Source organism: Methylobacterium sp. 1030 (assembly GCF_040544715.1).
In the GTDB taxonomy this organism is placed as follows: Bacteria; Pseudomonadota; Alphaproteobacteria; order Rhizobiales; family Beijerinckiaceae; genus Methylobacterium.
This window is the reverse complement of the sequence record NZ_JBEPKM010000010.1, coordinates 240,171-256,585: the sequence shown is the minus strand read 5'-3', so window position 1 is coordinate 256,585 and position 16,415 is coordinate 240,171. Positions and strand designations below refer to the sequence as shown.

Genomic DNA, 16,415 nt, shown 5'->3' with positions numbered 1-16,415 from the left:
GACCCCTAGAGCGAGTCCGGGCGGGCGTGCGCGACCGGCCTCATCCCGCGAGGGCCGCCGCGACGGCGTCCTTGTCGAAGCCCTTGAGGCCGATCACCACCAGCGTCCCGTCGCGGGCTTCCCCGGCCCGCCAGGGGCGGTCGAAATGATGGGTCACGCGTCGGCCGACACCCTGCACCACGAGGCGCATCGGCTTGCCCGCGACCTCGGCGAAGCCCTTGATGCGCAGGACGCCGGCGGCCTCGGCCGCCGCCTCGACCCGGGCCGCGAGATCCCCCGCGGTCACCGCCGGGCGCACCGGAAGCGCGACGGTCTCGAAATCGTCGTGGTCGTGGTCCTCGCCCTCGCCGTGATGCGAGGGGCGGGCGTCGAGGTCGTCCTCGGCGGCCGCGCCGAGACCGAGCAGCACCCGCGGGTCGATGGCGCCGTTCTCGGTCTCGACCACCTTCACGGCGCGGGGCAGGTGCCCCTCGACCTCGGCGCGGACCCGCGCCCGCGTCGCGGCGTCGATCAGGTCGGCCTTGTTGACGACCACGAGGTCGGCGCAGAGGAGCTGGTCCTCGAACACCTCCTCCAGGGGGTTGTCGTGGTCGACCGACTGGTCGGCGGCGCGCTGGGCCGCGAGGGCCTCCGGATCCTCCGCGAAGGCGCCCGAGGCCACCGCCGGGCCGTCGACCACCGCGACCACTCCGTCGACGGTCACCCGCGAGCGGATCGCCGGCCACTGGAACGCCTGGACCAGCGGCTTCGGCAGGGCGAGGCCGGAGGTCTCGATCAGGATGTGCTCCGGCGGCTCGGCGCGGCCGAGAAGGGTCTCCAGCGCCGGCACGAAATCGTCCGCGACCGTGCAGCAGATGCAGCCGTTCGGCAGCTCGACGATGGCGTCCTCGGTGCAGCCCTCGACGCCGCAGGCGGCCAGGAAGGACTTGTCGAAGCCGATATCACCGAACTCGTTCACCAGGATCGCGAGGCGGCGCCCCTTGGCGTTCTCGACCACGTGGCGGACGAGGGTCGTCTTGCCGGCCCCGAGGAATCCGGTGACGATGGTGCAGGGGATCTTGTTCACGAGGGTCATTCCGCGGGCTCCAGGGTGCCGGCGGGGACCGGGCGGGGTTCTGGGAAAGGGGGAATGCGGGCGATCACGCCCTTGCGGAACGCCTCCGGACGCTCGCGCCAGGGCACGATGCCGTCCGGGGTCGCCGCGTAGGCCGCGAGCCCGCCGAGGATGATCTCGGCCGAGGCGGCCGGATCCATGTCGCCGTAGACGTAGGTCCAGCGGTCGGCCGCGGCGACCGCCACGGTGCAGGGCCGCTTGCAGACCGAAAGGCACTCCACCGCCTCGACCCGCAGGTCCGGCGTGGGGCCGCTCCGCGCTCGAAGCGCCTCCAGCAGGCGGGCCCCGGCGCGGGGCCCGTCGGGGTCGTCGTCCGGCCGGCGGCAGGTGGTGCAGACGTAGAGAACGGTCTCAGGCACGGGCCGCTCCCCGATCCGCGCCGCGGGCGAAGGCCTGCCACGCCCAGCCGAGCCCCAGCCCGATCAGGATCCAGAACACGAAGCTGATGGCGAGCGACCGCGCGGCGAATTGCGCGGCGAGCGCGGCCGGAAGTTCGGACGCGGCCTCGGGCGCCTGCGGGGCACCGACGACGTGCGGCGCGATGATCAGGACGAGCCCCCCGAGGATCGTGATCAGCGCGCGGCGTATCGTGATCAGGTAGAGCCCCATCCCGGTCGCCGCGGCGGTCATCACCCACCACGCCTGCCGCGTCGCGAGCGGGGCCGCCGCGCTGCCGGGCAGTTCCGGCGGCAGGCCGAGACCCGGCGCGAGCGCGACGCTGGCGAAGGCGGCCACCGCGAAGGCGAGGCCGACCTGCGGCGTGGGTTCGCGGCTGCAGGCGAGCATCACCGCGCCGAGCAGCAGCGCGTAGCCGACGCCGCCCACGAGGGTCGCGAGCCCGGTGAAGGCCATCCGCGGCAGGCCGGGCGCGGGCTGCCATTCCGGCGCGGCGTCGGGCGCGGCGTGGTCGTGCCCGGCATGGGCGAGCACGATCGGGAACGCCTTGATCGGGAGCGCCTTGGCAGCCCGGTTCGGCGCCTCCTGCTGCTCGTAGCGCTCGGCCGCGACGATCAGCGGCGAGGTCAGCGTGAGTTCGAGGCCCGTCACGATGGCAGCCGCGAAGAAGCCGGCGGCGAGGGCCGCCGACAGGAGCCGGATGATCATCCCTGGTCCGGGGACGTCAGTGGCAGGGGAAGTTCTGGGTGTGCCGGAAATCGTGCGCCGCGTTGTGGAGCGCGATCGCCGGCGAGAAGCCCGCCATGAACAGCAGGCCGAGGCCCAGCACGGCCGCGAGTGCGACGGCGATCGGGCGCTCCGACGCGCGGGTGCCGGCGGCGATGGGGGCGAGGGTTTGCGTCGTCATCAGAAGCGTCTCCAGCCGCCCCACCGGCGGCATTGCGGGATCCTGTCGCGACGGCAGGTCTCCTGGCTCGCGGCTCGGCGCGCCCACCGCCTTCCCGGATCGCTCCGGTGGCGCTTGGCGGGCGCTCGCCGCTCACAGTTGCGGGGGCAGCCGCGGAATCGGGGCTTCAAACCCCTCACCGCATTCCCTTTTCACCCCGTCTCCGGGGCACCGTCGCCCGGCCGTTGTAGACGCATGACCGCCGGGACACAACGGAGCGGCGCCGGATCGCGGCCGTTTCCCGCGCCCGCCCCGCGATCGGGGCGGGCTTGACGGCCGCGCCCCGGAGCGGGCACCGCCGCACCCGATACCCGCCCGGCCCCGGCGCGGGCGCTGAACTCCCGGAGACCCGATGGCCCCGACAGACGATCCGACCCCGGTTCTCGTCGATCTCGCGGCAGGCCGTGAGCCGCGGATCGTCTCCGATGTGGGCACGGGAACGACGTGGCTCGAGGTCGACCTCGGCGGCCGCTTCCCGATCCATTCCGTCGCCCTGCGGCCGGGGGAGGGGGCGGTTCCCGCGGAGCCCGGCGACGTCGCGGTGGCGGTCTCGCAGGACGGCGTGACGTGGGCCGAGCCGGACCTCGCCGTCTGGACCGCGACCCCGGACGCCCTCGTCGCCGCGATCGTCCCCGACGAGCGGGCCTGGGCGCGCGCGGTCCGGATCGCCGCGCCCGAACCGGCCCGGATCGCCGGCATCGGCATCCGCGCCGACGAGGCCGCGGTCGACCTGATCGCGCTGCGGGCGATGCTCGGCCTCGACGTGACGCTCCTGAACGAGAAGCCCGGCGCCAACGTCTACGTCACCTACGCGCTCCAGTCGGCGCCCGACCGCGCCAGCCATGCCCTGGTCGGCCTGTCGCTGTTCGAGAACGGCGCCTTCGGCAACTGCCTCGTCCAGTACATCATCGCGGTGACCATCGCGAAGTCGCTCAACCTGAAATACATCAAGGTGCCCAAGGTCGACCGCAGCAAGGTGATCTTCCTGACCGAGCGGCTGACCTGCGACGGCATCACCTTCATCCCGCCGGACGAGCCGCTGCCGGCGGACGGCTACTTTTTGTCGGGCCTGTATTTCGACCCGACGCAGTTCGAGCGCGTGACCGCGCTGCGGGGACCGGCGGATTCGCGCGCGATCGTGCAGAGCGTGATCCGGCCGCTGTTCAACGGTCTGCCGAAGAACTTCCCGGTGAAGCCCGACGACCAGCTCCTGATCCACATCCGGTCGGGCGACATCTTCAGCACCTGGGTCGATCCGCACTACCCGCAGCCGCCCTTCGCGTTCTACCGGATGGTCATCGACCGGCTCCTGGCCGAGGGCCGGATCCGCTCGGTCAAGCTCGTCTTCGAGAACAGGCTGAACCCGGTCATCGCCGAGGTGGAGGCGTACGCGGAGCGGCGCGGATTGCCGGTGGAGATCCAGAGCGAGTCGCTGATCTCCGACGTCGCGGCGCTGGTGAACGGCCGCTACCTCGTCTTCGGGCTGGGGACGTTCGGGCCGGGGATCTGCCACCTCTCGGACCACGTCGAGCAGGTCTTCTACTTCGCGTCGAACTGGCCGCAGGGCTTCCAGTCGATCCCCACAATCGGGAAGGTGGTCGAGGTCCGCGATCTCGAGGGCCGCTACATGAAGGTCGGCGAGTGGCAGAACACCGACGCGCAGCGCCGGACGATGGTGGATTACCCGGCCGAGGCCCTCGCCTTCGACGACGCGTGACCGGCTTGGCGGGCCGGAGGCGCTACGGCGCCGTCCGGAGATGCTCGGCGGGGGCTCCGGCCGGACGGTTCGAGCCGGCGTCGCGCACCTTCAGGGCGTCCGTGTACATCCGCTCCACGTCCGTCCGGAAGGCGGCGCGCGAGTCCGGTCGCGTGTAGAACATGTGCCCGCCCGGATAGACCGCGAGGCTCAGGCGGCCGGCGGCGTAGGCGGGGACCTGCGCCAGCAGGAGCTTCGAGGCGAAGTAGGGCGTCACCAGGTCGGTGAAGCCGTGCGCCACGAGGACGCGCAGGTGCCCGTCGAGCGCCAGATCGCCCTTCAGGTTCGACAGGACCTCGGGTGCCTGCCGGCCCGAGCCCCAGTTCCAGCCGCGATTGACGGCGTTGTTCAGGAGCTCGTAGCGCATGTTGGTCACCGGCCATTTCAGCGTCCGCGCGTAGAGGTCGAGCATCGCGCTCGTCAGCGGTGCCTGGAGGGCGGTGAGCTGGGGATCCTCGAAGCTCGACTGGGCGGCGTCCGGGTTCGGGTCCCAGCCGGTGATGCCGGTGTCGTAGGCGCTGGTCACGCGGCCCTCGGCGCGGTCGATCTCGCGCTGGACGCTCCGGGTCGAGAGGCGCGCCGCCTGGGCACGCACCAGGGCGGGGTCGAGACCGACGAGGGGCGCGACCTTCTCGGTCATCCGGGCGACGGCGGCCGTGTCGCTCGGCCCCTTGAGCAGGTCGCTCAGGTACGGGCCCGAGGCGTAGGCCTCCGCGTCGCCGAGCAGGGTTGGCGTCGGCACCGTGCCGGCCCGCTCGAGCGCGCCCGCCGCCAGCGAGGGCAGCTTCAGCACGTAGCCCCACGGGTTGGCCCGCGGCGTCTCCAGCCACGCGAAATCGAGCACCGGCGAGAGCAGCACCATGCCGGACAGGCCGACGCCGATCTCCTCCTGGAGCTTCTCGGCGATCAGCGGGCCGCGGAAGCCGCCGTAGCTCTCGCCGACGAAGAATTTCGGGCTCGCCATGCGGTCGTTGACGCGCAGGTAGCGCGCGATGGTCGCCGCCAGAGTCGAGGCGTCGGAATCGATCGACCAGTAGGCCTTGCCGTTCCCGTCCGCGGCCCGGCTGTACCCGGTCCCCACGGGATCGAGGAAGATGAGGTCGGTGAAGCCGAGCCACGTCCCGTCGTTGGGCGTCAGCGTCACCGGCTGCGACGGGCTGATGCTGTCGCCGCCGACCGGCAGCCGCCAGGGCCCGATCGCCCCGATATTGAGATAGGCCGAGGCGGCGCCCGGGCCGCCATTGACCGCGAAAGTGACGGGACGCTCCCGGCCGGCCTGCGGCGCCATCGTGTAGGCGACGTAGGCGATCTCGGCCTGCAGCTTGCCCGCCTCGTCGACGAGGGGCAGGCTGCCGGCGGTGGCGGTGAAGTCGAGGGTCCGGCCGTCCGGCAGCGTCACGCTCTGCTTGGTCGTCGAATCGGGCGGCAGGCGGCGCCCCTCCGGGCCGCGCTGCGCCGGTTTGCTCTCCGCGGGATGGCCGTGCGGCGCGTCCTGGGCGAGGGCCACTGTGGGCGCTGCGAGGGCCAGGGCGAGGGCGAGCGCGGCGCGCCCGAGACGTGCGTGGGGGGCCATTATCAAGCCTTCTTGTTCCAGCGTCCGGACTCGTCCTGCTGCCAGTAGGCCACCGCGTGGCCGGCGTCCTTGGCCTGCTTCCACTGCTCGCGGGCGCGCAGCAGCGCGTCCTGGTCAGTCCCGTCGAACAGGATGCAGATCCGCTCGTACTGCCCGGCGTCGGGCGGCAGGTCGGCGCCCTCCACCAGGAAGCGGATCGAGGCGGTGTTGGGATTCACGTCCCGGAGCGTGAGCACCACCGGCTGGCTCGCGGCGTCGGGCTCGCGGTCGGTGCCGTGCGGCAGGAAGCTCTCGTCGGAATAGGTCCAGAGGTGGTCGTCGAGCGCCTGCAGGCGCTCCTCGCTCGCCGCCTGGATCGCGGCCTGCCAGCCGCGGTCCAGCGAGCGCTCGACGAGGTTCGGCAGCACCTTCTCCAGGGGCTGCCGCTGCATGTGGTAGAAGAGGATCTCGGTCACGGCACCGAGGATATAGGGCCGCGGGCCGCCGCGCGAGCAGCGGCGCGCCGCCGCGGCCTCAGACCAGGCGGCTCTGCTCGATCGCGGCGCCGACGAAGCCCTTGAACAGCGGGTGCGGCTCGAACGGGCGCGACTTCAGCTCCGGATGGAACTGCACGCCGATGAACCACGGGTGCCCGACATGCTCCACCGTCTCGGGCAACAGGCCGTCGGGGGACACGCCCGAGAAGCGCAGGCCCTTGGCCTCCAGCCGCTCGCGATAGGCCATGTTGACCTCGTAGCGGTGGCGGTGGCGCTCCGAGATCTGATCGGACCCGTAAATCTGGGCGATCTTGGACTCGGGGTCGAGCTTCGCCTCGTAGGCGCCGAGCCGCATCGTGCCGCCGAGATCGCCGGCCGCCGCGCGCCGCTCCAGCTCGTTGCCGCGCAGCCACTCGGTGAGCAGGCCGACCACCGGCTCGGCGGTGTCGCCGAACTCCGTGGAGTTGGCCTCCGGCATCCCGGCCAGCGAGCGGGCCGCCTCGATCACCGCCATCTGCATGCCGAAGCAGATGCCGAGATAGGGGATGCGCTTCTCGCGGGCGTAGCGGGCCGCGCGGATCTTGCCCTCGGCCCCGCGCTGGCCGAAGCCGCCCGGCACGAGGATCCCGTTGAGGCCTTCGAGGAAAGGCGCCGGATCCTCGCGCTCGAACACCTCGGCCTCGATCCACTCGAGATTGACCTTCACCCGGTGGCTGATGCCCCCGTGGGTCAGCGCCTCGGTCAGCGACTTGTAGGCGTCCTTCAGCCCCGTGTACTTACCCACGATGGCGATCGAGACCTCGCCCTCGGGATTGCGCACGCGCTCGGCGATGGTCTGCCAGCGGCCGAGATCCGGCTCCTCGCCGTGCTCCAGGCCGAAATGGCCGAGCACCTCCCGGTCGAGGCCCGCGGTCCGATAGGAGAGCGGCACCTCGTAGATCGAGGCCACGTCGAGGGCCTCGATGACCGCGGTCTGGCGGACGTTGCAGAACAGCGCGAGCTTGCGCCGCTCGTCCATCGGGATCGGCCGGTCGCAGCGGCAGAGCAGGATGTCGGGCTGGATGCCGATCGAGCGCAGCTCCTTCACGGAGTGCTGGGTCGGCTTGGTCTTCAGCTCGCCGGCGGACGGGATGTAGGGCAGCAGCGTCAGGTGGACGTAGCAGCAGGTGCCCCGCGGCAGCTCCTGCCCGAGCTGCCGGATCGCCTCGAAGAACGGCAGGCCCTCGATGTCGCCGACCGTGCCGCCGATCTCCACCAGCACGAAGTCGAAGCTGTCGTTGCCGTCGAGGACGAAGTCCTTGATCGCGTTGGTGACGTGCGGGATCACCTGGATCGTGGCGCCGAGGTAGTCGCCGCGGCGCTCCTTGGCGATGATGTCCTGGTAGATCCGGCCCGTCGTGATGTTGTCGGCCCGGCTCGCCGGAACGCCGGTGAAGCGCTCGTAATGCCCGAGGTCGAGGTCGGTCTCGGCACCGTCGTCGGTGACGAACACCTCGCCGTGCTGCGTCGGGCTCATCGTGCCCGGATCGACGTTCAGGTAGGGGTCGAGCTTGCGCATCCGGACCCGGTAGCCGCGGGCCTGGAGGACCGCCGCCAGGGCCGCCGAGGCGAGGCCCTTGCCGAGGGAGGAGACCACGCCGCCGGTGATGAAAACGTACCGCGTCATGGGCCTCGGTCCATAAAGAAGCTGCTGGCATTTGCCAAACGAAGCGGGCCCCGGCCCGCGCATGGGCTGGGGATCGCGGAACGCATGGCGTGGACCGGCCAAGCGCCGGTCCGTCGGGACAAGGGTCGGACGCTGCGCCGCCGGCGGCGCGCGCCGTCAGCGCGACTGCGGCGCTTCCGGAACCGCCGGCTGCGCGGGAGACGACGGAGCCGGTGCCGGCTGAGCCGGGGCGTTCGCGGGCGCCCGGTCCTGCTGCTGACGCAGCGTGTCGAGCAGGTTGTCGGCACCGGTCGGCTGCTTGGCCGGCTGGCCGGAGGTCTGCGGCGCGCCGGTGTCGAGGATCGACTTCGGCGCCGCCGAGCGGTGCGACAGGATCGCGAGGGTCAGGCTGGTGGCGAAGAACAGGGCCGCCAGGATCGCGGTGGCCCGCGTCAGGGCGTTGGCCTGGCCGCGGCCGGTCATGAACCCGCCGACGCCGCCACCGCCGCCACCGCCGCCGAGCCCGAGTCCGCCCTCGGAGCGCTGGAGCAGCACGACGCCGATCAGCGCGAGCACGATGATGAGGTGGACGACGATCAGGACGGTCTGCATCGGTGTTCCGGGATCTTCTTCAGCGCCGCGCGCCGGCAGCGGGCACCGGAAGACGAACGCACGAGGGCCGGGGCCCGCGATCGTCCACGAACCACCCCGACGCACGGGCGTGCGGCGGGGGCTTCGGGGGACGCTTCGGGCGGACCGGCCGGAATTCGGCGACGGCATACACCACCGGTCGCCCGCCGCCAACCTGACGCGCGCGGCCGACTGTCCGCTCCGACCCTCGCCTTCGTCGGCGCACCGTGCTCTCTGCCGGGGCAGGGCGGCCGACCGAACGCGCCGCCCGGTCCGGGAGGCAAGCCATGTCCGTGTCACGCCGTGCGGCGCTCGCCGCCGCCATCGCCGCACCCGTCCTGATCCGCCCGGGCTCCGGCTCCGCGGCCGGAACCGATCCCTCCGCCCGGGGCGCCGCGGTCGAGCAGGCGGTCGACGCCCTCACCAAGGCTCTCCTCGCCGCCGACGGTCCGGCCCTCGACGCCCTGACCCTCGACAGGCTGAGCTACGGCCATTCCAGCGGTCAGGTGCAGGACAAGGCGGCCTTCATCGAGACGCTGACCAGCAAGCGCTCGACCTTCCCGAGCATCACCCTGTCGGACCGCTCCGTCTCGGTGGTCGGCGACGACGCCATCGCGCGCCACGTCTTCACCGGCGAGGTGGTCTCGGGCGGCAAGACGTCGCCGGTCCATATCGGCGTGATGCAGGTCTGGCACAGCGACGGCGGCCGCTGGCGGCTGCTCGCCCGGCAGGCCTTCAAGATCTGACGGTCGCGCGGCGCGTCTGTCGCGCCGCGCCCAGCCAGGCTTCGCGGGCCCGCGCTCAGGCGTAGGCGGCGCAGATCCCCAGGAAGTCTTCCGCCACGAGGCTCGCGCCGCCCACGAGCGCGCCGTCGACGTTGTCCACCGACAGGAGTTCCTTGGCGTTCCCGGGCTTCACCGAGCCGCCGTAGAGGATGCGGATCTTCTGCGCCTCGTCGCCGACGAGCTTGTCGAGCATCTCCCGCAGGGAGGCGTGGACCTCGGCGATGTCGCGCGGCGTCGGCGTCCGCCCGGAGCCGATCGCCCAGACCGGCTCGTAGGCGATCACCGTGTCGGCCGCCGTCGCGCCCTTCGGCAGGCCGATGGCGAGCTGGGCGCGGACGATGTCGAGGGCGCGGCCCTGCTCGCGCTCCTCGATGGTCTCGCCGACGCAGACGATGCCGCACAGGCCGGCGCGGCGGGCGCCCAGCGCCTTGGCGTGGACCCCGTCGTCGGTCTCGTGATGGTAGGCCCGGCGCTCGGAATGGCCGACGATCACGTACTTGGCGCCGAGATCGGCGAGCATCTCGGCCGAGATCGAGCCCGTGAAGGCGCCGCTCGGCCGGGCGTGCAGGTTCTGGCCGCCGATCGCGATCGGCGATCCGGCCGCCGCCGCCACGCAGGATCCGATCAGCGTCGCAGGCGGGCAGATCAGCACGTCGATGCGCGACGCGAGGTCCGGCGAGAGCCCGTCGCGAATCGCCTCGACAACCTGGATGGATGCCCGGGTCCCGTTCATCTTCCAGTTGCCGGCGACAAGCGGCTTGCGCCCAGACTGCGTCATTCCTGCCCTCGCTCCGCCGCGGCTTTCTCGAAGTCGCCGGGGCCTACCAGAGCGAGCTTGAGCGTGCAAACGGCCGGGAGCGCCCGAGCCTTTGCCTGTGGACGCGAATGGTCTATCGCGGTCGGCTCTCAGGGACAGCGCCGGCCCGGTGACGGGGCGGCTGCCGAAGGTACTCGATCACAGACCATGCTTCAGGGCATCCGCAACGCCAGCCAGCACTGGCTCGGCAAGATCGTCTTGACGATCATCTTCACGCTGCTGATCGCCGGTGTCGGCATCTTCGGGGTGGAGGAGTTCTTCCGCGGCGGCGCGAGCAACAAGGTGGCCACGGTCGGCAGCACGCCGATCACGGCCGAGCAGGTGCGCCAAGCCTACCAGAACCAGCTGCAGCGCTATCAGACCCAGCTGAAGCGTCCGCTGACGCCCGACCAGGCGCGGATGCTCGGCCTGGACCGGCAGGTGATGTCCCAGCTGATCACCGAGGCCGCCCTCGATCAGAAGACCCACGATCTCGGCCTCACGGTGCCGGATTCCTCGGTGATCAAGGCGATCCACGAGGAGAAGAGCTTCCAGAACCAGCAGGGTCAGTTCGAGCCGCAGCTCTTCTACCAGACCCTGCAGCGCGCCGGCCTCAACGAGGGTCTGTTCGTGCGCGAGCAGCGCTCGGTGATCGCCCGCCTCCAGCTCGCCGAGGCGGTGTCGTCGGATTTGCACGTGCCGCTCGCCATGCGGGAGGCCGTCCATCGCTACACCACCGAGCGCCGCGCGGCCGCCTACCTGATGCTGACGCCCTCGGTGGCCGGCCAGATCCCCGAGCCGACGGACGACGAGCTGAAGACCTGGTACGAGGCCAACAAGTCCGGCTTCCGGGCGCCGGAGTTCCGGGCGGCCAACCTCCTCGTGGTCGAGCCCGAGGCGATGGCGAAGCCCGACGCGATCACCGAGGCCGACGCCCGCGCCGCCTACGCGCTGAACAAGGACCGCTACGGCACGCCCGAGAAGCGCACGATCCAGCAGATCGTGTTCTCCGACGCGGCCGCCGCCGAGGCGGCCCGCAAGGCGATCACGGACGGCTCCAAGACCTTCGACGCGGTGGCGGCCGAGCGCGGCACCGACGAGAAGGACCTGACCCTCGGCACGCTGACCAAGAGCGAGCTGTTCGACAAGGCCGTCGCCGACGCCGCCTTCGCGCTGCCCGAGGGCGGCGTGAGCCAGCCGGTCCAGGGCCGGTTCGGCACCGTGCTGCTGCGCGTGACCAAGATCGAGGCCGGGACGGTGAAGCCGTTCGAGGCGGTGGACGGCGAGATCCGCAAGGCCCTCGCCCTGGCCCGCGCCCGCGACGCCATGGAGACCACCCGCGACGCGATCGAGGACCAGCGGGCCGGCGCCAAGCCGCTGGCCGACATCGCGGCCGAGCGCGGCCTCAAGGTCGTCGCCGTGAAGGCGGTGGACGTGAACGGCAAGGGGCCTGACGGGCAGCGGATCACCGACATCCCGGACCCGGAGACCACCCTGCCGGCCCTGTTCCGCGCCGAGATCGGCGGCGACAACGAGCCCCTGCGGACCAAGACCGGCGGCTACGTCTGGTACGACGTCACCGGGATCGACGCCGCCCACGACAAGCCCCTCGACGAGGTCAAGGACGGCGTGAAGGCCGGCTGGACCGCGACCGAGATCGCCAAGCGCCTCCAGGCCAAGGGCCGCGAGCTCGTCGAGAAGATCAACAAGGGCGAGACCATGGAGGCCGCCGCCCAGGAGGTCGGCGTCAACCTGCAGGAGGCGCAGGATCTCGCCCGCAACCAGGCCAAGGACATGCTCACGGCCGACGTCGTGAACCTGATCTTCGCGACCCCGGTGGGCAAGGCCGGCACGGCGGCCGCGGGCGATTCGCGGGCGGTCTTCAAGGTCACGGCGGCGACGGTGCCGGCCTTCGTGGCCGACAGCCCGAGCGACAAGCAGATCACGCAGAGCTTCCAGGCGGCGCTCGCCGACGACGTGCTGTCCGAGTACATCAGCGAGGTCCAGAAGAACGCCGGCGTGAAGGTCGATCCGGCGGCCCTGCGGCGCGCCATCGGCGGCGAGTACTGAGGCATGGCCGACGCGCCCGATTACGCGGCCTTCGCGGCGCGCTACGAGGCCGGGCAGCCGAGCCTCGTGGCGGTGAGCCTCGTCGCCGATCTCGAGACGCCGGTGGCGGCGTTCCTCAAGCTGCGCGCCGGCCATGCCGGGCCGGCCTTCCTGCTCGAATCGGTCGAGGGCGGTGCCGTCCGCGGCCGGTACTCGATGATCGGCCTCGATCCGGACCTGATCTGGCGCTGCCGGGCGGGCGCGCCCGCGATCGCGCGCGGGGCCGATCTCACGCGGTTCGAGCCGGATTCGAGGGCACCGCTGGCGAGCCTGCGGGCCCTGATCGCCGAGAGCGCCATCGGCGAGCCGGACGGCCAGGACCTGCCGCCGATGGCCGCCGGCCTGTTCGGTTACCTCGGCTACGACATGGTCCGCGCCATGGAGCGGCTGCCGGAGCCGAACCCGGATCCGCTGGGCGTGCCGGACGCGATCCTGGTGCGCCCCCGGGTGATGGTGGTGTTCGATTCGATCCGCGACGTCATCACGGTCGTCTCGCCGATCCGGCCCGCCCCCGGCACCGCGGCCCGGGCCGCCTACGAGGACGCGCTGCAGCGCGTCGACCGGGTCGCCGCCGCCCTCGAGGGCCCGCTGCCGATCGAGGCGCGGGTGGACCTGTCGGCGGTCGCCCCGCCCGAGCCGGTCTCGAACACGCCGCCGGACGATTTCTTCGCCATGGTGGCGCGCGCCAAGGAGTACATCGTCGCGGGCGACGTCTTCCAGGTGGTGCTGTCCCAGCGGTTCTCGGCGCCGTTCACGCTCCCGGCCTTCAGCCTGTACCGCTCGCTCCGGCGGACCAACCCGGCGCCGTTCCTCTGCTACCTCGATTTCGAGGACTTCCAGATCGTCTGCTCCTCGCCGGAGATCCTGGTGCGGGTGCGCGACGGCGTGGTCACGGTCCGCCCGATCGCGGGCACGCGTCGCCGCGGCGCGACCCCGGCCGAGGATTCCGCCCTCGCCGAGGAGCTGCTCGCCGACCCGAAGGAGCGGGCCGAGCACCTGATGCTGCTCGACCTCGGCCGCAACGACGCCGGCCGGGTCTCGCGGATCGGCAGCGTCCGCGTGACCGACTCGTTCTTCATCGAGCGCTACAGCCAGGTCATGCACATCGTGTCGAACGTCGAGGGGGACCTCGACCCGCGCCACGATCCCCTGGACGCCCTGGCGGCGGGATTCCCGGCCGGCACGGTCTCGGGCGCCCCGAAGGTGCGGGCCATGGAGATCATCGACGAGCTGGAGCGCGAGAAGCGCGGGCCGTACGCGGGCTGCATCGGCTATTTCGGCGCGCGGGGCGAGATGGACACCTGCATCGTCCTGCGCACCGCGGTGGTGAAGGACGGGACCATGCACGTCCAGGCCGGGGCCGGGATCGTCTACGATTCCGATCCCGCCTCCGAGCAGCAGGAATGCGTCAACAAGGCCAAGGCGCTGTTCCGGGCCGCCGAGGAGGCGGTGCGCTTCGCCGCGCAGGCGAAGCGCGGGCAGTAGCGCGGGCCGTAGCGCGGGCAGTAGCGCGGGCCGTAGGGCGGACGCGCGGCTGCGCCGCCGTCCGACGCCGACGGTTGACCGCGCGGGTGCGAGCGGTCACATCGCCTGCATGCCCGAGCGTGCCGCCGCGATGCCCAACGTCCTCGTCATCGACAACTACGATTCCTTCACGTGGAATCTCGTGCATCTGATCGGGCCGCTCTGCGGCACGGTCGAGGTCGCGCGCAACGACGCGCTCACGATAGCCGACATCCGCGCCAAGGCGCCCGACGCGATCGTGCTGTCGCCCGGGCCGTGCACGCCCACGGAGGCGGGGATCTGCCTCGACGTGGTCCGCGACCTGTCCGAGGAGATCCCGATCTTCGGCGTGTGCCTCGGCCTCCAGGCGATCGGCCAGGCCTTCGGCGGCGACGTCGTGCGCGCGCCGCTGCCGCTCCACGGCAAGGTCTCGACCATCCGGCACGGCGCGCGCGGCCTGTTCCGCGGCCTCAACGACAGTTTCGAGGCGACGCGCTACCACTCCCTGGTGGTCGACCGCGCGACCTGCCCGACGGCCCTGCGGGTCACCGCCGAGGCCGACGGCCTGATCATGGGCCTGGAGCACGCCGACCGGCCGCTCCACGGCGTCCAGTTCCATCCCGAGAGCATCCGATCGCAGCACGGCACGGAGATCGTGAAGAACTTCCTCGATCTCGCCGCCGCCTGGAACACGGCGCGTGACAGGACGCGTGCCGACGTGCATTGACGCCGGGGGCCGGGGCGGCCCTCCGTAAGAACCCATGGACAGCTTCAGACCCCATCTCGCGAAGGTCGCCGGGGGCCTCACCCTCGACCGCGCCGAGGCCCGCGCCGCCTTCGACGACCTGCTGTCGGGCGAGGTCACGCCGGTCCAGGCCGGCGCCTTCCTGACCGCCCTCAAGGTGCGCGGCGAGACCGTCGAGGAGATCGTCGGCGCCGCCGAGGCCATGCGGGCGCGCATGACCCGCGTCGCGGCGCCCGCGAACGCCGTCGACGTCGTCGGCACCGGCGGCGACCATTCCGGCAGCGTCAACGTCTCCACTCTGGCGGCGATCGTCGTGGCCGCCTGCGGCGTGCCGGTGGCCAAGCACGGGAACCGGGCGGCGACCTCGCGCTCCGGCGCCGCCGACGTGCTCGCGGCCCTGGGCGTGCGGCTCGGGCTCGACCCCGCCGCGCAGGCCCGCTGCCTCGCCGAGGCGGGCCTCTGCTTCCTGTTCGCGCAGGCCCACCACCCGGCCATGCGCCACGTCGCGGCGGTCCGGTCCGAACTGCCCGTGCGGACGATCTTCAACCTGCTGGGGCCGCTGAGCAACCCGGCCGGCGTCGGCTATCAGCTCTTCGGCGTCGCCCAGGAGGCCCTCGCGGAGCCGCTGACGCGGGTCCTGGCCGAGCTCGGCAGCCGCCGGGTCTGGACCGTCCACGGGTCCGACGGGCTCGACGAGATCACCGTCACGGGCCCGACGCGGGTGGTCGCCCTCGACGAGGGGCGGCTGTCCCACTTCACCATCGACCCGCGCGACCTCGGTCTGGCGCTGCGCGCGCCCGAGGAGCTGCGCGGCGGCGACCCGGCCGACAACGCGCGGTCCCTGGAGGCCGTCCTGGCGGGTGCGCGGAACGCCTACCGGGACATCGCGGTCCTCAACGCGGGGGCGGCGCTCGTGGTCGCGGGGGCCGCGCAGGCCCTGGCGGACGGCGTCGCGCAGGCGCAGGATGCCGTCGATTCCGGGGCCGCCCGGGCGACGCTCGCCCGCCTCGTCCGGGCCTCGAACGACCACTCCAACGGGCAGGAGGGCCGATGAGCTCGCTGACGCACGAGGCGACCCCGGAGACCGGCGCCGGGACGCCGACCGAGCGGCCGAACGTCCTCGCCCGCATCGAGGCCTACAAGCGCCGCGAGATCGCCGAGGCGAAGCTGCGGGTGCCGCTCGCCAAGCTGGAGCGGAAGGTCGCGCAGGCGGAGCCGGTGCGCGGCTTCGCGGCGGCGATCCGGAGCCATCTCGGCGCGGACCGCCCGGCGCTCATCGCCGAGGTGAAGAAGGCCTCGCCCTCGAAGGGCCTGATCCGCGCCGATTTCGACCCGGCAAGCCTCGCCGCCGCCTACGAGGCCGGCGGCGCCACCTGCCTGTCGGTGCTGACCGACGAGCCCTCGTTCCAGGGGCGGCCGGAGTACCTGACGGCGGCGCGCGCCGCCTGCGCGTTGCCCGTCCTGCGCAAGGATTTCCTGTTCGAGCCCTATCAGGTCTACGAGGCCCGGGCCTGGGGTGCCGACTGCATCCTGGTCATCATGGCCTGCCTCGACGACGACGAGGCCGTCGCCCTGGTCGAGACGGCGCACCTCCTCGGGATGGACGTCCTGGTCGAGGTGCACGACGAGGCCGAGCTGGCGCGGGCCATCCCCCTCGGCACGGCGCTGATCGGCATCAACAACCGCAACCTCAAGACCTTCGAGGTCTCGTTCGAGACCGCGATCCGACTGGCGCCGGGGATCCCGGCGGACCGGATCGCCGTGGCCGAGAGCGGGATCGGCGACCACGCCGACGTGGTCCGGCTGCGGGACAACGGCCTCGGCGTGGTGCTGGTCGGCGAGAGCCTGATGCGGCAGCCGGACGTCGCGGAGGCGGCCCACGCCCTGCTGTTCGGCGCCGCGGAGGCCAAGGGCGGCAAGCCGCGGAAGAAGGCGTAAGGC

General features: G+C 72.3%; 16 protein-coding genes and 1 riboswitch. Of the genes, 7 read left to right on the top strand and 9 right to left on the bottom strand.

Annotated elements, in window-relative coordinates:
• Positions 1–40: 40 nt before the first annotated feature.
• Genes cobW through ABIC30_RS16770 form a run of 4 tightly spaced genes read right to left on the bottom strand, consistent with a single transcriptional unit; the run spans position 41 to position 2,417 of the window.
• Positions 41–1,075, bottom strand: a complete 1,035-nt coding sequence (gene cobW / locus ABIC30_RS16785) for a cobalamin biosynthesis protein CobW (protein WP_020094631.1) — start codon at positions 1,073–1,075, stop codon at positions 41–43.
• On the bottom strand, positions 1,072–1,473 hold the full coding sequence (locus ABIC30_RS16780; RefSeq protein WP_354455779.1) for a DUF1636 domain-containing protein: 402 nt from the start codon (positions 1,471–1,473) through the stop codon (positions 1,072–1,074). The genes cobW and ABIC30_RS16780 overlap by 4 nt, the downstream gene beginning before the upstream one ends.
• Positions 1,466–2,218: a CbtA family protein gene (locus ABIC30_RS16775; protein WP_020094629.1), complete on the bottom strand. Its 753-nt coding sequence runs from the start codon at positions 2,216–2,218 to the stop codon at positions 1,466–1,468. Before ABIC30_RS16775 ends, ABIC30_RS16780 begins: the two co-directional genes overlap by 8 nt.
• 16 nt (positions 2,219–2,234) lie before the next feature.
• On the bottom strand, positions 2,235–2,417 hold the full coding sequence (locus tag ABIC30_RS16770) for a CbtB domain-containing protein (protein ID WP_026605173.1): 183 nt from the start codon (positions 2,415–2,417) through the stop codon (positions 2,235–2,237).
• A 35-nt stretch (positions 2,418–2,452) separates the two neighbouring features.
• Positions 2,453–2,647, bottom strand: a riboswitch (cobalamin riboswitch).
• A gap of 161 nt (positions 2,648–2,808) precedes the next feature.
• Between ABIC30_RS16770 and ABIC30_RS16765 the strand changes: the two genes are divergently transcribed.
• Positions 2,809–4,173 carry a discoidin domain-containing protein gene (locus ABIC30_RS16765; protein WP_020094627.1) on the top strand — a complete coding sequence of 455 codons (1,365 nt, stop codon included), beginning with the start codon at positions 2,809–2,811 and terminating at the stop codon, positions 4,171–4,173.
• Positions 4,174–4,195: 22 nt separating this feature from the next.
• Here ABIC30_RS16765 and ABIC30_RS16760 read toward each other — a convergent pair whose 3' ends face one another.
• The 4 genes from ABIC30_RS16760 to secG all read right to left on the bottom strand — a co-directional run bounded on the left by ABIC30_RS16760 (position 4,196) and on the right by secG (position 8,518).
• On the bottom strand, positions 4,196–5,785 hold the full coding sequence (locus ABIC30_RS16760) for a S10 family peptidase (protein WP_354455776.1): 1,590 nt from the start codon (positions 5,783–5,785) through the stop codon (positions 4,196–4,198).
• Between the two features lie 2 nt (positions 5,786–5,787).
• Positions 5,788–6,240: a DNA polymerase III subunit chi gene (locus ABIC30_RS16755; protein ID WP_020094625.1), complete on the bottom strand. Its 453-nt coding sequence runs from the start codon at positions 6,238–6,240 to the stop codon at positions 5,788–5,790.
• 58 nt (positions 6,241–6,298) lie between these two features.
• On the bottom strand, positions 6,299–7,927 hold the full coding sequence (gene pyrG / locus ABIC30_RS16750) for a CTP synthase (protein ID WP_020094624.1): 1,629 nt from the start codon (positions 7,925–7,927) through the stop codon (positions 6,299–6,301).
• A 156-nt stretch (positions 7,928–8,083) separates the two neighbouring features.
• Complete coding sequence (gene secG, locus ABIC30_RS16745) at positions 8,084–8,518, bottom strand: preprotein translocase subunit SecG (protein WP_020094623.1); 435 nt, start codon at positions 8,516–8,518, stop codon at positions 8,084–8,086.
• Between the two features lie 305 nt (positions 8,519–8,823).
• Here secG and ABIC30_RS16740 point away from each other — a divergent pair, with 305 nt between their 5' ends.
• A complete protein-coding gene (locus tag ABIC30_RS16740) occupies positions 8,824–9,282 on the top strand; it encodes a nuclear transport factor 2 family protein (RefSeq protein WP_020094622.1) in 459 nt (152 codons plus the stop codon).
• A 55-nt stretch (positions 9,283–9,337) separates the two neighbouring features.
• Here ABIC30_RS16740 and tpiA read toward each other — a convergent pair whose 3' ends face one another.
• Complete coding sequence (tpiA, locus tag ABIC30_RS16735) at positions 9,338–10,099, bottom strand: triose-phosphate isomerase (protein WP_020094621.1); 762 nt, start codon at positions 10,097–10,099, stop codon at positions 9,338–9,340.
• 186 nt (positions 10,100–10,285) lie between these two features.
• Here tpiA and ABIC30_RS16730 point away from each other — a divergent pair, with 186 nt between their 5' ends.
• The 5 genes from ABIC30_RS16730 (at position 10,286) to trpC (ending at position 16,412) form a co-directional block, all read left to right on the top strand.
• Complete coding sequence (locus ABIC30_RS16730) at positions 10,286–12,187, top strand: peptidylprolyl isomerase (protein ID WP_020094620.1); 1,902 nt, start codon at positions 10,286–10,288, stop codon at positions 12,185–12,187.
• 3 nt (positions 12,188–12,190) lie between these two features.
• Positions 12,191–13,711 (top strand): anthranilate synthase component I, encoded by a 1,521-nt coding sequence (trpE, locus tag ABIC30_RS16725; RefSeq protein WP_020094619.1) that lies wholly within the window; start codon positions 12,191–12,193, stop codon positions 13,709–13,711.
• A gap of 130 nt (positions 13,712–13,841) precedes the next feature.
• Entirely contained in the window at positions 13,842–14,456 is a 615-nt protein-coding gene (locus ABIC30_RS16720; RefSeq protein ID WP_026605172.1) for an anthranilate synthase component II, read from the top strand.
• Positions 14,457–14,490: 34 nt separating this feature from the next.
• Positions 14,491–15,528, top strand: a complete 1,038-nt coding sequence (gene trpD, locus ABIC30_RS16715) for an anthranilate phosphoribosyltransferase (RefSeq protein ID WP_020094617.1) — start codon at positions 14,491–14,493, stop codon at positions 15,526–15,528.
• Positions 15,525–16,412, top strand: coding sequence for an indole-3-glycerol phosphate synthase TrpC (gene trpC / locus ABIC30_RS16710; RefSeq protein WP_020094616.1), 888 nt, complete (start codon positions 15,525–15,527; stop codon positions 16,410–16,412). Before trpD ends, trpC begins: the two co-directional genes overlap by 4 nt.
• Positions 16,413–16,415 lie beyond the last annotated feature (3 nt).

Bases quoted from the DNA above. Each gene is read 5' to 3' on its own strand.
- cobW (WP_020094631.1), bottom strand. From the start codon at position 1,075: ATGACCCTCGTGAACAAGATCCCCTGCACCATCGTCACCGGATTCCTC.
- ABIC30_RS16775 (WP_020094629.1), bottom strand. From the start codon at position 2,218: ATGATCATCCGGCTCCTGTCGGCGGCCCTCGCCGCCGGCTTCTTCGCG.
- ABIC30_RS16770 (WP_026605173.1), bottom strand. From the start codon at position 2,417: ATGACGACGCAAACCCTCGCCCCCATCGCCGCCGGCACCCGCGCGTCG.
- ABIC30_RS16765 (WP_020094627.1), top strand. From the start codon at position 2,809: ATGGCCCCGACAGACGATCCGACCCCGGTTCTCGTCGATCTCGCGGCA.
- ABIC30_RS16760 (WP_354455776.1), bottom strand. From the start codon at position 5,785: ATGGCCCCCCACGCACGTCTCGGGCGCGCCGCGCTCGCCCTCGCCCTG.
- pyrG (WP_020094624.1), bottom strand. From the start codon at position 7,927: ATGACGCGGTACGTTTTCATCACCGGCGGCGTGGTCTCCTCCCTCGGC.
- secG (WP_020094623.1), bottom strand. From the start codon at position 8,518: ATGCAGACCGTCCTGATCGTCGTCCACCTCATCATCGTGCTCGCGCTG.
- ABIC30_RS16740 (WP_020094622.1), top strand. From the start codon at position 8,824: ATGTCCGTGTCACGCCGTGCGGCGCTCGCCGCCGCCATCGCCGCACCC.
- tpiA (WP_020094621.1), bottom strand. From the start codon at position 10,099: ATGACGCAGTCTGGGCGCAAGCCGCTTGTCGCCGGCAACTGGAAGATG.
- ABIC30_RS16730 (WP_020094620.1), top strand. From the start codon at position 10,286: ATGCTTCAGGGCATCCGCAACGCCAGCCAGCACTGGCTCGGCAAGATC.
- trpE (WP_020094619.1), top strand. From the start codon at position 12,191: ATGGCCGACGCGCCCGATTACGCGGCCTTCGCGGCGCGCTACGAGGCC.
- ABIC30_RS16720 (WP_026605172.1), top strand. From the start codon at position 13,842: ATGCCCAACGTCCTCGTCATCGACAACTACGATTCCTTCACGTGGAAT.
- trpD (WP_020094617.1), top strand. From the start codon at position 14,491: ATGGACAGCTTCAGACCCCATCTCGCGAAGGTCGCCGGGGGCCTCACC.
- trpC (WP_020094616.1), top strand. From the start codon at position 15,525: ATGAGCTCGCTGACGCACGAGGCGACCCCGGAGACCGGCGCCGGGACG.